The following is a 13,264-nucleotide window of genomic DNA, read 5'->3' as shown; positions in this document are numbered from 1 at the left end:
TGTCGCCCGTCCCGCAGTCTCGTTGGCGAGCCGACCGCAACGGTCGGCCACCGACATCACCTCAGGGGGATCACACCATGCGTATGACCAACAAGATTGCGACCCTCGCCGGCGGCATCGTGCTCACCGGCGGCCTGCTGGGCGCCGGTGCGGCCCCGGCCGGCGCCGCACCGGCGGCGCCGCAGGCCGCGGCGGACTGCCCGGCGGGGTACTTCTGCGTCTGGGCCGGGCAGAACTACACCGGTCAGCGGCAGCAGGTCGCGGGGACCAACGCGGACCTGACCCAGTACGCGGTCTTCCAGAACTTCAAGTCCTGGTACAACCACGGCACGTCCTGCAACTTCCAGTGGTTCTCGGGGAAGAACCACACCGGCTCCAGCGGGATCATCGTCAAGGGCACCAAGGTGTCCGACACTGTGTCCCACTACATCAAGTCCAACAAGTGGGCCTGCTGACCGGTCCGACCGCCCGACCGGCAGCCGCCGGAACGCATGAGAGCGGCGCCCCGCCCGGGGCGCCGCTCTCCCGTGTCGGCTGTCGGCCCATGTGCCATGTGCCATGCGCCATGCGCCTTGTGCCTTGCTGACCTGGGGTTTTTCGGTGGGCTCGGGCGAGGTGTGACGTTTTTCCACCCGGTGGCGCAGTACAGAGTGAGCCGACTGGTCATCGGCTGCGTATCGAGCCGGGGTTCCCCCCGTACCTTCGGCTCAGCGCATCGGCGCGGGCGGGATACGTTCCCCCGATCCCGCCCGCGCCACCCCCTCTGTGCGCCTGAACCGGCGCCGCTTTAGCGGATGTGGTTGCTCCCGGTGGGGGGTGCTCAATTGACGGTGCGGTTGTCACCAGGAGTTGGGCGTCACCAATAAATGACTACCTTGTCGCCTGTCCGCACGTCGGCGAAGAGGGCCGCGATCTTCTTCTCGTCCCGTACGTTGACGCAGCCGTGCGAGGCGCCCGAGTAGCCGCGGGCAGCGAAGTCCGAGGAGTAGTGGACCGCCTGGCCGCCGCTGAAGAACATCGCGTACGGCATGGGGGAGTCGTACAGCGTCGAGACATGGTCCCGGGACTTCCAGCCGACCTGGAACTCGCCCTCGCGCGTGGGGGTGTACTCGGAGCCGAAGCGCACGTCCATCGCCGACTGGACCTTGCCGTTCACCATCCACGCCAGCGTGCTGCTCTTCTTGCTGATGCACATCACCCGGCCCGTCAGACAGCGCGGGTCCGGCTTGGCGACCGGCTTGGTGGTCGGGGGGTCGAGTTCGTCGGCGGTCGGGGTGCGGGTCATCGCGCGCAGCCGCTCCCAGGTGACCGTGTCCGTGGTGCCGGTCCTGGGCAGTCCGCGCTTGGCCTGGAAGGCGCCGACCGCGTTCGCGGTGACCGAGCCGTAGTAGCCGGTGGGCGCCCGGTCGAAGTAGCCGATCTGGCCCAGTCTGGCCTGGAGTTCGCGGACCTGGTCGCTGGTGGTGCCGGCCGCCATCAGGGTGCGCGGTACGGAGCGTACGGGCGCGGCAGGGGGAGCGGTGGTCTTCGGGGCCGGGGGCTCCGGGCTCCGGGTGGCGGGGCGTTCCGAGGGGGTGTACGGGGTCGGCGCCGCCGGGGTCGCCGTGGTGGCCGGGGCGGGGGCGGGCGGCTCCGGGGCCGGGCCCAGGCTCACCTTCAGCGGGTGGGTCCCCTTGCCGTCGGCGCCCGGTTCGCCGGTGGCCGGTTGCACCGTACAGCCCACACTCGCGGCCAGCACGGCGACCGCGGCGAACCCTCTGCGCAGGGCGGTTTTCGCGAGCATCTGGGCGGCTCCCCAGGAGAAGACGACAGGTTCCCGGCGCGCGGCCGGGCCGGAGTGACCGGAGTGCCATGATCCCGCGCCGGAGCCGCCCGTGGGCCGTAACTCCCTAATTTCCGGGCCTTATTGGACCTGTTGTGACCCGTCATTGAACCTGTTGTGACCCGTTGTACACGCTCCGTCCCGGTCCGGTGCCCGCGAGCCGGTACGGAGGTGTCCGAGGCGCCCCGGGCCGGCCGGACGGCGGTCGGGCGGGGCGCGCGGGCGGACTATCGTGGAGGCATGTCCGCCCCTGAGCTGATCCGTATCGTCTCCCGTGACTCGCCCATGGCCCTGGCCCAGGTGGAGCGGGTCCGCGCCGAACTGGCGGCGCTGTACCCGGCCACCGCGACCGAGGTCGTCCCCGTGAAGACCACCGGGGACAAGTGGATGGGGGACCTCGCGCAGGTCGAGGGGAAGGGCGCGTTCACCAAGGAGGTCGACGCCGCGCTGCTCGCGGGCGAGGCGGACCTGGCGGTGCACTGCGTCAAGGACGTCCCGGCGGACCGGCCGCTCCCGGCGGGCACCACCTTCGCGGCGTTCCTCAAGCGCGACGACATCCGGGACGCCCTGGTCCACCCCGGCGGCCTCACCCTGGACCAGCTCCCCGAGGGCAGCCGGATCGGCACGTCGTCGGTGCGCCGGATCGCCCAGCTCGCCGTCTCCCACCCGCACCTGGAGTGCGTCCCGTTCCGGGGCAACGCCAACCGCCGGCTGGAGAAGCTCGCGGCGGGCGAGGCGGACGCGCTGCTGCTCGCGGCGGCGGGGCTGGAACGGATCGGCCGCCCCGACGTGATCACCGAGGTGCTCTCGCCCGAGGTGATGTGCCCGCCCATCGGCGCCGGGGTGCTCGCCCTCCAGTGCCGTGAGGACGACACGGCGCTCATCGACGCGGTGAGTGCCCTGGGTGACCCGGCCACGTACCGCGAGACGACGGCCGAGCGGATGTTCCTCCATGTCCTCCAGGGTCACTGCAACAGCCCCATCGCGGGGTACGCCACCGCCCGCCCCAACGGCGATCTCTCGCTGCGGGCCTGTGTGTTCACCCCCGACGGCAAGACCGTGCTCAACGCCCACGAGTGGGCCGGGCTGCTCAGCCCGGCCGACCTCGGCGCCTCGGTCGCCCTCGCGCTGCTCCGTCAGGGCGCGCGGGAACTGATCGACTCCATCGCGCACTGAGACACTCGGACACGGAGCAGACGCTCGGACACGGAGCGAGGCGCCGCCCCGCCGCCCGGCTTCCCCCTGCCAGAGGCGTCAGCCCTTGTCGTGGGGGCGGTGGTCGACCACCGTGTCCGGACCCGGCGACATGATCGTCTCGTGCCCGTCCTCGGCCCGCACCCGGAACGGCGGCGCCCCCTCCGGCCCCAGCACCTCCACGACCTCCACGACGTGGTCCTGCTGCCCGACCGCCCTGCCGTGCACGACCAGCCGGTCGCCCTTGCTCGCCTTCATCGCCACTCCCTGTATTGACCCCGTCGCACCTCGTTACGGCACGAGCTTAGAGCGGCACCCCGCACCGGACCAGCCGAACCGCACCCCAGGGTGAGCGGGCGGATACGCATGGAAACGGCAGCAGATTATTTCCGGCCAACCCCGCACGCGCACCTGGCCGGCGTCGGCTGTACGGTTCCCGGGTGCCGTCGAACACCGGTCGGCAGGCGCCGCGTTGGCAGGAGGCGGACATGGAATCGAACGCGACGGGTCCGCCGGGCGGCCGTGCGGCCGGTGCGGTGGCCGTGGTCTGCCTGGCGTTCCTGCCGGCCCTGCTGGCCGCTCTGCCGCTCGCCCTCAACGGTGCGCAGCAGACGCTGAGCGCCCTCGGCCGGGCAGAGGCGCCCGAGGGCGCCACGCCTTCGCTCGGCTGGGGGGTCGTCATGCTGGGGACCGCGGTGCTGCCCTTCGTCGCGGCTCCGGTGGTGCTTGTGGCAGGGCGGGCCAAGCGCATTCCCTGGGCCAGGACGGCCAGGATCTGCGCCGGAGTCGTGCTCGGCTGTGGCGTGTTCGCCTGCCTGATGGCGGCGGTGTTCGCCGGGGCGTGACGCCCTGCGCTCTTTTCCTCCGGGAACCAGGGGTTCCCCTGACCGCCCGGACGCTTTTACGGCCGGTGAATCGACGGGACCGCCGCGGGGAAATCGGGCCGAGGCCGCTTTTCGCTCCCCATTTCGCTCCCCATTTCGCTCCCCACTTCTCCCGCCACTTCTCCCGCCATTTCTCACGCCCATCACGGGGCAATTGAGCGAACGGGGCGGCCGGGACGCCGCGTACTTGCGGAACGTATCCCGGCCGCCCTTCCGCGCCCGTACGGCGCTACGGCGTCCGCGCCCTCGCCCGTACGGCTACGGCATCCGTATCCGCTGGGCCTGGAGCTTCATCACCCGGCGCATGCGCGGGCCCACCGGGACCTCCACCAGGCGGTGGATCAGCCAGGCGACGGTCAGCAGCGAGACGATCGTGGCGATGAGCGTCAGCCGCGCGTCCAGACCGAATTTCCGGTGGTAGAGGGCGATCACGAACCAGCCGAGGTGTTCGTGGATCAGATAGAAGGGGTACGTGAGCGCGCCCGCGAAGGTCAGCCAGCGCCAGTTCGCCCAGCGCAGCCACCCCAGGGCCACCGCCGCCACCGACGCGAAGGCGAAGGTGACGATCAGGAGGATCACGTAGGGGGAGCGCTCCAGGTAGACATTGGTCGCTTCGGGGTTCCAGAGCGCGGTGGTCGAGTACCGCTGGCCCAGCAGCCAGCTCGTCCCGACGATCGACCAGAGCAGCAGATCGCTCCCGTACCGGTGGATGAGGTAGAGCGCGAGGCCGCCGATGAAGAACGGCGCGTGGTCCCGCATGACCAGCTCGTCGGTGAGCGGGTTGTCGGCGACCCGGGCGAAGACGGACGCCACCGTCCAGAGGCAGCAGAAGATGACGACGCGCCGGTAGGTGACGCCCTTCCAGACCACGAACAGCGCGAAGAGCAGGTAGAAGCGGGCCTCGACCCAGAGCGTCCAGCAGACGCCGAGCACCCGGTCCACGCCCATCGGCTGCTGGAGCATCGTCAGGTTCACCAGCACCTCGTCGAGGCGCAGCGGCGGGATGACGGACGGCGCGGCCACGCACGCCGCCGTGACCAGGACGATGGCGACCCAGTAGGCCGGGTAGAGCCGGGTGACCCGGGAGCGGAAGAAGTCCCCGAGCGACCGGCCCCAACTGCTCATGCAGATGACGAAGCCGCTGATCACGAAGAAGAGCTGCACGCCCAGCGCGCCGTACGTGGCGAACGCCGACAGGTCGGGGAAGAGGTTTTTCGGGGAGGCACCCCAGGCGTGGCCGACCTGCCCCTTCCCCGCGTAGTGGAAGAGGCACACCATCAGGGCGGCCAGGATCCGGAGGCCGTCCAGCGCGCGCATCCGGTCCGACCGGCCGCCGCCCGCGCCGGGAGCCTGCGCGGCGGGGGCCGGGGCCCCTGCGGGGGATGGTTCCGGGGCCGGCTCCGGCTGCTTGGCCAGGGTCGTCTGTGTCATCTCAGCCCAGCGCCGCCTTCTTGAAGGAACGCGCGTGCCGGGCGACCCTGCGGACCGTGGCGTTGCGCGGGATGAACGCGAGCTGTGCCGGGACCCCGCCGGGGAGCGCCAGCACCGCGAGGCGGCGGCGCTTGAAGTAGACGGCGGTGCGCGGGGTGAGGTGGTCGGTGAGGAACGCCTCGGCGGCCGGGCGCAGGGTGCGGTAGATCTGCGGCTGCATCGCGAAGCCGACCGCCTTGACCAGCTCGGAGAGGGGTTCGTACGGGGTGTACGAGGCCGCCGCCTCCGCCTGGGCCGCCGCCTCCGCCTCCCCGGGGGCGTCCGTGAGCGCGTCGGCCGGGGCGCTCTCCGGGCCCGCCACCAGCGGCGGAATGAGCGCGTCCACGATCGTCACCGGCACCCGGTTGCTGTTCTGGTACGGCGCCAGCCGCTCCAGCAGCAGCTCCGTACCCGTACGGGCGACGGGGAGTCCGTAGAAGGCCCGCGCCGTGAACAGGGCCGTCGAGAAGCAGGCGATCACGAGCGCCGGGCGCAGCCGCTGGTACAGCACCTCGGCGAGGACCGGGCCCGACCGTACGGTCAGCCGGGCGCCGAGCGAAGCGGCCTCCTCCTCCAGCCGGCGCGACCACCCCGCCGGGGCGGACGGGTGGGGCTTGAAGACGACCTCGCGGTGGCCCCGGGCGATCGCGCCCCTGACCATCCGCAGATGCAGGTCCTCCTCCTCCTGCGGGGTGAGGATCTCCAGCGCGGAGAGGTACTGGCCCAGGATGAGCGCGGGCGGCTCGTCGAACGCCGCGCCGACGGCGTCGGCGGGCTCCGCGTCCGCCATCTCGGCCAGCACCTTCAGGAACGTTCCGTCCGGGATGATCTCCGCCTCGACGCCGAACTCCGTGAGCAGCAGCGGCTTCAGCCCCGGGACGAGATCCAGGTGGAGCAGCCGCTCGACCCGGCCCCCGATCAGCGGGTCGAGCTTGCTGCGGGTCGGCCCGTAACTCATCAGCCCGTCCGCGTACACATGGACCGGGCTGTCCCCGAAGATCGTCGCGACCGCCTGGGAGGGGTTGGCCTGGATCGACTCGCAGGCGATCTCCACCGGCGTGTCGCCGAGCCCCCACGCCTGCCGGACCGCCCGCTGCCAGAGCGCGGCGTCCTGCTCGCGCGGGGACCAGCCGGCCGGATGGAACGGGCGGACGAAGTCGTTCCACGACCGGATCTCGTCGAAGTCCGGTCGCAGGCAGGCGAATCCGGGCAGCGAGTCGAGCGCGCTGCCCAGCTCGGGGGAGGACGAGGTGTCGCTGATGACCAGGATCCTGCGGTGCTCGGCGCGCGGGCCGAACTGGCCGGCCCGGATGGCCGCCGTGACGGTCGCCGCCGCGTACTGCGTGCAGGCGAAGAAGAGCTGCGTGGTGCCCGGGGGGCAGGGGGTACGTACAGCGCTCGCCGTGCCCGTGGTGTTCTCGGTACCTGTGGCTGAGGTCGACATCAGGCCGCCGCCCCCGGTCCGCGCTGCGCGACCGGACGCCGGCGCACCCGGCGGAGCCGGGCGGCGCGCTGGGTGTCCATCGAGTCCAGCGTCTCCGTGAGAAGGGGCGCGGGGATGCGCCGGAGGGCCGCCGCGCTGAGCGAGCGGAGTTTGCGTGCCACGGGTGGTTCGAACCTCTCGATGGAGCCAAGGTGGTGGGCCATGACCGCGCAGTACGTCCGTACGGCCTTCGGCAGCAGCAGATCGGCGTCCTTGTCCGTGGCGGTCTCGGCCACCACCTGGTCGAACGCCCGGATGAAGTCGAGCTGCCGCACATCACCGATCTGGGTGAGCGACGAGGTGACCCCGCGACGGTAGAAGACCCCTTGCAGGCTCACCGCGGCGAAGGACTCCGCCTCCCGGTGGAGCTTCCAGATCCAGGGCCGGTCCTCGGCGGTCCGCAGCCCGTCCGTGAAGTGCAGCAGCCCCCGGTCGACCAGCCGCCGGTGGTAGATCCCGGCCCAGGCGTACGCGTAGTCCACGGAGGTGGAGCGGTCGGCGGGGAGGATCGCGTCGCGCGGGCTCAGCACGGTGGAGCGCTTGCCGACCGGGACGCGGTGCACCGTACGGGACTTCCCGGTGAACTGGACGTGGTCGGTACGGAGGAAGTCGCACCCCAGCTCCTCGGCGGCCCCGAGGAGCTGCTCGAAATAGCCGGGCACGACCCAGTCGTCACCATCCAGATAGGTGATGTACGTGCCGGTCGCGGCGTCCAGGCCGGTATTGCGGGCGGTGGCGAGTCCTCCGTTCCGCTCATGTCTGATCACTCTGGCGCCCGGGAGGTCACCGGCCGCACGGTCCAGGATCTCGCCGGTACCGTCCGTCGAACAATCGTCGACAAGCAGGAATTCGAAGTCTTCACGGGTATTCGCCTGAAGACTGCGCAGGGTTTCGGGGGCATACGTCCGCACGTTGTAGAACGGCACGACAACAGAGAGCTTCACCACCCGGGCGACGCTAGGGGCCCTCACATCCCGAGGACCGACATCGCGGGGCATGGCAGATGAACGAAGAGTGTCGGATCGGTGAATCGGCCTTGCCCGGCGTTTATTTCGGGCATTTCCCGGGGTGCGACGCCATTCGTAGACGTGTTGTTAACCCTCCATTGCCATTGAGTTGGGCCGAAAAACGGAATGGCTTCCTAACGTCCAGGACGTGCCATCACCTATCAGCCGACCGGTCCGGGTCGCCGTGCTCGCCGACTCCGACACCCGGTGGAAGTGGGGCGCGCTCACCGCGCGCCGCATCGCCCCGGACGGCCGCCCCATCGAGCTCAGCGGCTTCCTGCTGCGCGGCCGGGCCACCCCCACCGCCCGCCAGATAGCCGAGGTCGGAGCGGAGGCGGACGCCCTGCGCGAGGTGACGGGCACGGAGTTCCTGCGGGAGCTGCGCGAGGAGGCGGCGGGGGCGGCGGGGGCCGGACGGCCCGAGGGCTCTCCCGAGGGGGCGCCGGACGACTCGCCCGGGGAGCCCGACGGCTCGCCCCGGGGACCCGGCGGTCCGTTCGACATCGTCGTACTGGCCCTCGTCGGCGGCGCCGTCCAGGCCATGCTGCACGGCATCGCCGCGCTGAAGCTCGCGCGGCGCCCCCTCCTCGTCACCGGCTACGTCGGTGTCGTCTACGAGAAGCTCTCCGACGGGCTGCTGCTGCGGCACGGCGCTGATGTCGTACTCGCCAACTCCGCGTACGACGCCGACAGGTTCCGCGCCGTGTACGAGGGCGTGGGCGCCGACGCCTCCAGCGTCACCGAGGCGGCCCTGCCCTTCCTCGGCGGCGCCCGCTACCAGCCCGAAGAGGGCCGCGACACGGTCGTCTTCGCCGCGCAGCCCTCCGTACCGGCCACCCGGGCCGACCGCACGTACCTGCTGCGCCGCCTCGTCGAGCACGCCAGGCTCCACCCGAACCGCGAGGTGCTGCTCAAGCTGCGCAGCAAGCCCGGCGAGCACACCACGCACATCGAGGAGTTCCCCTACCAGCGCCTCGCCGAGAAGGTGCCCGGCGGGCTGCCGGCGAACTTCCGGCTGGTGTACGGGAACATGGGCGAGGTCCTGGACCGTACGGACCTGCTGGTCACCGTCTCCTCGACGGCGGCCCTGGAGTCCCTGCACCGCTCCATACCCACCGCGATCCTCACCGACTTCGGGGTCCGCGAACCGCTGGGCAACCACCACTTCATCGGATCCGGCTGCCTCGCCTCCTGGGACCAGCTCGACGGCGGCGGCAGGCCCACCCCCGACGCGGCGTGGGCGGACCGGCAGGGCGTCGCCGCCGACGGCTCGTACGCCAGGGCCTTCGACACGGCGCGCGCCCGCGTCACCGAACTGACCGAGCGCGCCGCCGCCGGGGACCTCCCCGAGATCACCCCGTACTACACGGCGGCCACCGCCCCCGGTTACCTCCCCGGCCTGCTGGCCCGCTACCACCTCGCGGCGGACGGGACTCCGCTGCCGGCGGCGGCCAGAACGGCGGAGAGCCAGGTGGGCGGCGTACGCCGGGTGGTCCGCGAAGCGGTACGCGGCGCGGCGCGCGGCGCCTACCGCCACGGCGTCCAGCGCGTGGCCCCGGTCATCCGCCGAATGGGCGAACTGTGACGGCGCGTACGGCGCGCGGGGCCTCGGCTCCGGCCGGGGCGCGCGTCCCCGGGCCGGTCGGAGCCTCGTTCCGGGCGCCGGGCGGGACCCCGGCGCTCGTGGCGTCCGTACGGCCGGTATCCGTGCGGCCCGTACGCGTACGGCCGGTATCCGCGCGGCCCGCATCCGGGACCGCAGGGACCCCGGCAGCCCCCGCCCCCGCAGGGGCCCATGCCTCTGCCGCCGCCCCCGCCCCGGCAGGAGCTTCCTGCCACGTACGAGCCGCACATTCCCGACCCTCTACGGAGTACTGATGACCGTCCTCGCGGTGATCCCCGCACGCGGCGGATCCAAGGGCGTCCCCGCCAAGAACCTCGCCTCCGTCGGCGGCATCCCGCTCGTCGTCCGCGCCGTCCGCGCCTGTCTGGAGGCCCACCGCGTCACCGATGTCGTCGTCTCCACCGACGACGCGCTGATCGCCGACGCCGCCCGCTCGGCCGGTGCCGAGGTCGTCCTGCGCCCCGCCGCGATCGCCGGGGACACGGCGACCAGCGAGGCCGCCGTCCTGCACGCCATGGACGCGTACGCCGCGATGCGCGGTGCGGGCACCCCGAGCGCGGGCACGCCGAGCGCGGGCACGCCGAGCACGGGCACGGGCACCGGCGGGGAGAGTGCGGCGGCCCCCGCGGCCCCCGCCTCCGCCGACCCCGATGTCGTCCTCCTCGTCCAGTGCACCAGCCCCTTCCTCACCGCCGAGGACGTCGACGCCGTCACCGGCGCGGTCACCGAGGACGGCGCCGACACCGCGCTCACCGTCGCGCCCACCCACGGCTTCGTCTGGCGCGAGGACGGCGCCGGGCGCAGCCGCCCCGACGGGTACGGCGTCAACCACGACAAGGCCAACCGGCCGCGCCGCCAGGACCGCCCCCAGGAGTACCTGGAGACCGGCGCCGCGTACGCCATGCGCGCCGACGGCTTCCGCGCGGCCCGCCACCGCTTCTTCGGCCGCACCGCGCTCGTACCGACGGACCCCGCGCGCGTCCTGGAGATCGACGACCCGCACGACCTGGCCCGCGCCCGGCTCCTCGCGCCGCTGCTCGACCCGCAGACGCTCCCCGCGTACGACGACATCGACGCGGTCGTCCTCGACTTCGACGGCACCCAGACCGACGACAAGGTCCTCATCGACGCCGAAGGGCGCGAGACCGTCGCCGTCCACCGGGGCGACGGCCTCGGCATCGCCGCGCTGCGCCGCTCCGGGCTCCGCCTCCTCATCCTCTCCACCGAGCAGAACCCGGTCGTCGCGGCCCGCGCCCGCAAGCTCCAGGTGCCGGTGCTGCACGGCATCGACCGCAAGGACCTGGCGCTCAAGCAGTGGTGCGACGAGCAGGGCATCGCCCCCGAGCGGGTCCTCTACGTCGGCAACGACGTCAACGACCTGCCCTGCTTCCGGCTGGCCGGCTGGCCCGTCGCGGTCGCCAGCGCCCATGACGAGGTACGCGCCGCCGCGCGCGCCGTCACCACCACCCCCGGCGGCGAGGGCGCCATCCGCGAGATCGCGGCCTGGCTCCTCGGCCCCACCCTCTCGGCCCCGGCGGCACCCGGAGCCCCCCGTACGGCATCCACCCCCGCCCCTCAGACCACCCCCACCACCCTCCACGCAGTCAACAAGTAAGGACGCACCGCCATGAGCACCAACCCCTCCTCCCGCCTCCGCACCTTCGGCTCCCGTACGGCGGGCCCCGGCCACCCCGTCTACATCACGGGTGAGATCGGCATCAACCACAACGGCGAGCTGGACAACGCCCTCGCCCTGATCGACGTGGCCGCCGAGGCGGGCTGCGACGCGGTCAAGTTCCAGAAGCGCACCCCGGAGATCTGCACCCCGCGCGACCAGTGGGACATCGAGCGCGACACCCCCTGGGGCCGGATGACGTACATCGACTACCGTCACCGCGTCGAGTTCGGCGAGGACGAGTACCGCGCCATCTCCGACCACTGCGCCAAGCGCGGCATCGACTGGTTCGCCTCCCCGTGGGACACCGAGGCCGTCGCCTTCCTGGAGAAGTTCGACGTCCCGGCCCACAAGGTCGCCTCCGCCTCCCTCACCGACGACGAGCTGCTGCGCTCCCTGCGCGCCACCGGCCGCACCGTCATCCTCTCCACCGGCATGTCGACGCCGAAGCAGATCCGCCACGCGGTCGAGGTCCTGGGCAGCGACAACATCCTGCTCTGCCACGCCACCTCCACCTACCCGGCCAAGGCCGAGGAGCTCAACCTGCGGGTCATCAACACCCTCCAGGCCGAGTACCCGAACGTCCCGATCGGCTACAGCGGCCACGAGACCGGTCTCCAGACCACCCTCGCCGCCGTCGCCCTCGGCGCCACGTTCGTCGAGCGCCACATCACCCTCGACCGCGCCATGTGGGGCTCGGACCAGGCCGCGTCCGTCGAGCCGCAGGGCCTCACCCGCCTCGTCCGCGACATCCGCACCATCGAGGCCTCCCTCGGTGACGGCGTCAAGAAGGTGTACGAGTCGGAGCTGGGCCCGATGAAGAAGCTCCGCCGCGTCGCGGGCGTCGTCGCCGAGGCCGCGTCCGCCGAGCCGGCGGCGGTCTGACGCCATGACCGGTGCCGGCGGGACGAGCACCCCGCACCCGACCCCCGGGGCGTCCGCGGCGTCCACGGCGACGATCGCCTTCGTGGAGAGCCCCGTACAACTGCTCAACGTACTGGAATGGGCCCACGTCAGCGGCGAGACGGCCGGGGCGAACGGGACGGCCGGGGCGAACGGAACGGCCGGGGCGGACGCGGGCGCCGGGCTGAGCATCGTCGTGCTCTCCCCGACCGACCCCATGTCGCGCGGCCAGCTCCGCCGGGTGGCCGACCTGGCCCGCGACGCGGGCTTCGCGGTCCGCTGGCAGGAGGCGCGCGGCGGGGCGGGGGCGCCCGTACGGACCGTACGGGAGCTGGCACCGGCACTGCGCAAGGCGGACCGGGTCGTCATCGGCGACCCGTTCTCCCGCTACGTGCAGCTCCTGCTCGCCCTGGTAGGCACCAAAGAGCTGACGGTGGTAGACGACGGCACCGCGACGATGGAGTTCGTCGGCCAACTGGCCCGGGGCGAACGCCTGGTGCGCTGGCACCGGCGCGGCGGCTCGCGCGGCCCGCGGGAACTGGCCCTGGCACCGGTCACCGCGGCCGCGCGCCGCCGGCTCACACCGTCGGCGGCGCGCTCGGTCGAGGTCTTCACCTCGATGCCGGTGGAGGAGGTCCCGGAGGGCATCACGGTCACACGCAACACCTTCGCGTGGACCCGGGCGACCTACGGCCCGCCCCGGATCACCACGGGCGCCGACATGGTCGGCACCTCCCTGGTGGAAACAGGGGTGGTGGACGAGGCCCCGTACCTGGAAGCGGTCATGGCCCTGGCCCGAACCCACGGCGCCACCCGCTACTTCGCCCACCGCCGCGAACACGTCGACAAGCTGCACCGCCTGCACACGGCGACAGGCCTGGAAATCGTCCGCCCGGACCTCCCCCTGGAACTGATCGCCCGCCGCGGCCCCATCGGCCGCATGGTCCTCAGCTTCCCCTCCACGGTGGTCCACACCCTCCCCCTGGCCCTGGCGGGCACGGGCGTCAAGGTGGCGGTCTGCGACATAGCCCCGGAATGGCTCAAGTCCACGGCGTCCCCCCGAGCCCAGGGCTTCCTCTCCGGAGTGACAGGCACAGCCAAGGACATCCACCGCCTCCCCCGACTCCCTTCCCCGGCCTGACTTCCCAGGCCCCGCCCTTCCCGACGCCGCCGGCCCGCCCCCGCACTTACGGGGGCGGGCC

12 protein-coding genes are annotated in these 13,264 nt (G+C 72.4%); 7 read left to right on the top strand and 5 right to left on the bottom strand.

The genetic code is table 11. The features are described from left to right. Positions 1–83: 83 nt before the first annotated feature. The gene (locus AB0O07_RS23825) at positions 84–455 is read left to right on the top strand and encodes a peptidase inhibitor family I36 protein (RefSeq protein ID WP_365636445.1); all 372 of its coding nucleotides are present in this window, start codon (positions 84–86) and stop codon (positions 453–455) included. 401 nt (positions 456–856) lie between these two features. Here the strand turns inward: AB0O07_RS23825 and AB0O07_RS23820 are convergent, their stop codons facing one another. After that, positions 857–1,783, bottom strand: a complete 927-nt coding sequence (locus tag AB0O07_RS23820) for a L,D-transpeptidase family protein (RefSeq protein WP_365636442.1) — start codon at positions 1,781–1,783, stop codon at positions 857–859. A 279-nt stretch (positions 1,784–2,062) separates the two neighbouring features. Between AB0O07_RS23820 and hemC the strand changes: the two genes are divergently transcribed. Next, on the top strand, positions 2,063–2,998 hold the full coding sequence (gene hemC / locus AB0O07_RS23815; protein WP_365636439.1) for a hydroxymethylbilane synthase: 936 nt from the start codon (positions 2,063–2,065) through the stop codon (positions 2,996–2,998). Positions 2,999–3,076: 78 nt separating this feature from the next. Here the strand turns inward: hemC and AB0O07_RS23810 are convergent, their stop codons facing one another. Continuing rightward, positions 3,077–3,274, bottom strand: coding sequence for a DUF1918 domain-containing protein (locus AB0O07_RS23810; RefSeq protein WP_365636436.1), 198 nt, complete (start codon positions 3,272–3,274; stop codon positions 3,077–3,079). 230 nt (positions 3,275–3,504) lie between these two features. Here AB0O07_RS23810 and AB0O07_RS23805 point away from each other — a divergent pair, with 230 nt between their 5' ends. Then, positions 3,505–3,861, top strand: coding sequence for a hypothetical protein (locus AB0O07_RS23805; RefSeq protein WP_365636434.1), 357 nt, complete (start codon positions 3,505–3,507; stop codon positions 3,859–3,861). Between the two features lie 297 nt (positions 3,862–4,158). Here AB0O07_RS23805 and AB0O07_RS23800 read toward each other — a convergent pair whose 3' ends face one another. Genes AB0O07_RS23800 through AB0O07_RS23790 form a run of 3 tightly spaced genes read right to left on the bottom strand, consistent with a single transcriptional unit; the run spans position 4,159 to position 7,800 of the window. Beyond that, positions 4,159–5,331 carry an acyltransferase gene (locus AB0O07_RS23800; protein ID WP_365636432.1) on the bottom strand — a complete coding sequence of 391 codons (1,173 nt, stop codon included), beginning with the start codon at positions 5,329–5,331 and terminating at the stop codon, positions 4,159–4,161. A 1-nt stretch (position 5,332) separates the two neighbouring features. Then, positions 5,333–6,814: a polysialyltransferase family glycosyltransferase gene (locus AB0O07_RS23795; RefSeq protein ID WP_365636429.1), complete on the bottom strand. Its 1,482-nt coding sequence runs from the start codon at positions 6,812–6,814 to the stop codon at positions 5,333–5,335. Next, positions 6,814–7,800, bottom strand: coding sequence for a glycosyltransferase family 2 protein (locus AB0O07_RS23790; protein WP_365636428.1), 987 nt, complete (start codon positions 7,798–7,800; stop codon positions 6,814–6,816). Before AB0O07_RS23790 ends, AB0O07_RS23795 begins: the two co-directional genes overlap by 1 nt. A 208-nt stretch (positions 7,801–8,008) precedes the next feature. Here AB0O07_RS23790 and AB0O07_RS23785 point away from each other — a divergent pair, with 208 nt between their 5' ends. The 4 genes from AB0O07_RS23785 to AB0O07_RS23770 all read left to right on the top strand — a co-directional run bounded on the left by AB0O07_RS23785 (position 8,009) and on the right by AB0O07_RS23770 (position 13,203). Then, positions 8,009–9,445, top strand: a complete 1,437-nt coding sequence (locus AB0O07_RS23785; RefSeq protein WP_365636426.1) for a DUF6716 putative glycosyltransferase — start codon at positions 8,009–8,011, stop codon at positions 9,443–9,445. Positions 9,446–9,737: 292 nt separating this feature from the next. Beyond that, positions 9,738–11,099 carry an N-acylneuraminate cytidylyltransferase gene (locus AB0O07_RS23780; protein WP_365636423.1) on the top strand — a complete coding sequence of 454 codons (1,362 nt, stop codon included), beginning with the start codon at positions 9,738–9,740 and terminating at the stop codon, positions 11,097–11,099. Between the two features lie 12 nt (positions 11,100–11,111). Then, positions 11,112–12,044 carry an N-acetylneuraminate synthase family protein gene (locus AB0O07_RS23775; protein ID WP_365636420.1) on the top strand — a complete coding sequence of 311 codons (933 nt, stop codon included), beginning with the start codon at positions 11,112–11,114 and terminating at the stop codon, positions 12,042–12,044. A 4-nt stretch (positions 12,045–12,048) separates the two neighbouring features. Continuing rightward, positions 12,049–13,203 (top strand): hypothetical protein, encoded by a 1,155-nt coding sequence (locus AB0O07_RS23770; protein WP_365636417.1) that lies wholly within the window; start codon positions 12,049–12,051, stop codon positions 13,201–13,203. Positions 13,204–13,264 lie beyond the last annotated feature (61 nt).

The organism is Streptomyces sp. NPDC093085 (assembly GCF_040683935.1).
GTDB lineage: Bacteria > Actinomycetota > Actinomycetes > Streptomycetales > Streptomycetaceae > Streptomyces.
Note: the sequence above shows the minus strand (reverse complement) of the source record. Positions and strands in the feature narration are given on the sequence as shown.

Excerpts from the sequence above, each read along its gene's own strand:
- AB0O07_RS23770 (WP_365636417.1), top strand. The coding sequence starts at position 12,049 with ATGACCGGTGCCGGCGGGACGAGCACCCCGCACCCGACCCCCGGGGCG.
- AB0O07_RS23825 (WP_365636445.1), top strand. The coding sequence starts at position 84 with ATGACCAACAAGATTGCGACCCTCGCCGGCGGCATCGTGCTCACCGGC.
- AB0O07_RS23795 (WP_365636429.1), bottom strand. The coding sequence starts at position 6,814 with ATGTCGACCTCAGCCACAGGTACCGAGAACACCACGGGCACGGCGAGC.
- hemC (WP_365636439.1), top strand. The coding sequence starts at position 2,063 with ATGTCCGCCCCTGAGCTGATCCGTATCGTCTCCCGTGACTCGCCCATG.
- AB0O07_RS23780 (WP_365636423.1), top strand. The coding sequence starts at position 9,738 with ATGACCGTCCTCGCGGTGATCCCCGCACGCGGCGGATCCAAGGGCGTC.
- AB0O07_RS23775 (WP_365636420.1), top strand. The coding sequence starts at position 11,112 with ATGAGCACCAACCCCTCCTCCCGCCTCCGCACCTTCGGCTCCCGTACG.
- AB0O07_RS23805 (WP_365636434.1), top strand. The coding sequence starts at position 3,505 with ATGGAATCGAACGCGACGGGTCCGCCGGGCGGCCGTGCGGCCGGTGCG.
- AB0O07_RS23820 (WP_365636442.1), bottom strand. The coding sequence starts at position 1,783 with ATGCTCGCGAAAACCGCCCTGCGCAGAGGGTTCGCCGCGGTCGCCGTG.
- AB0O07_RS23810 (WP_365636436.1), bottom strand. The coding sequence starts at position 3,274 with ATGAAGGCGAGCAAGGGCGACCGGCTGGTCGTGCACGGCAGGGCGGTC.
- AB0O07_RS23800 (WP_365636432.1), bottom strand. The coding sequence starts at position 5,331 with ATGACACAGACGACCCTGGCCAAGCAGCCGGAGCCGGCCCCGGAACCA.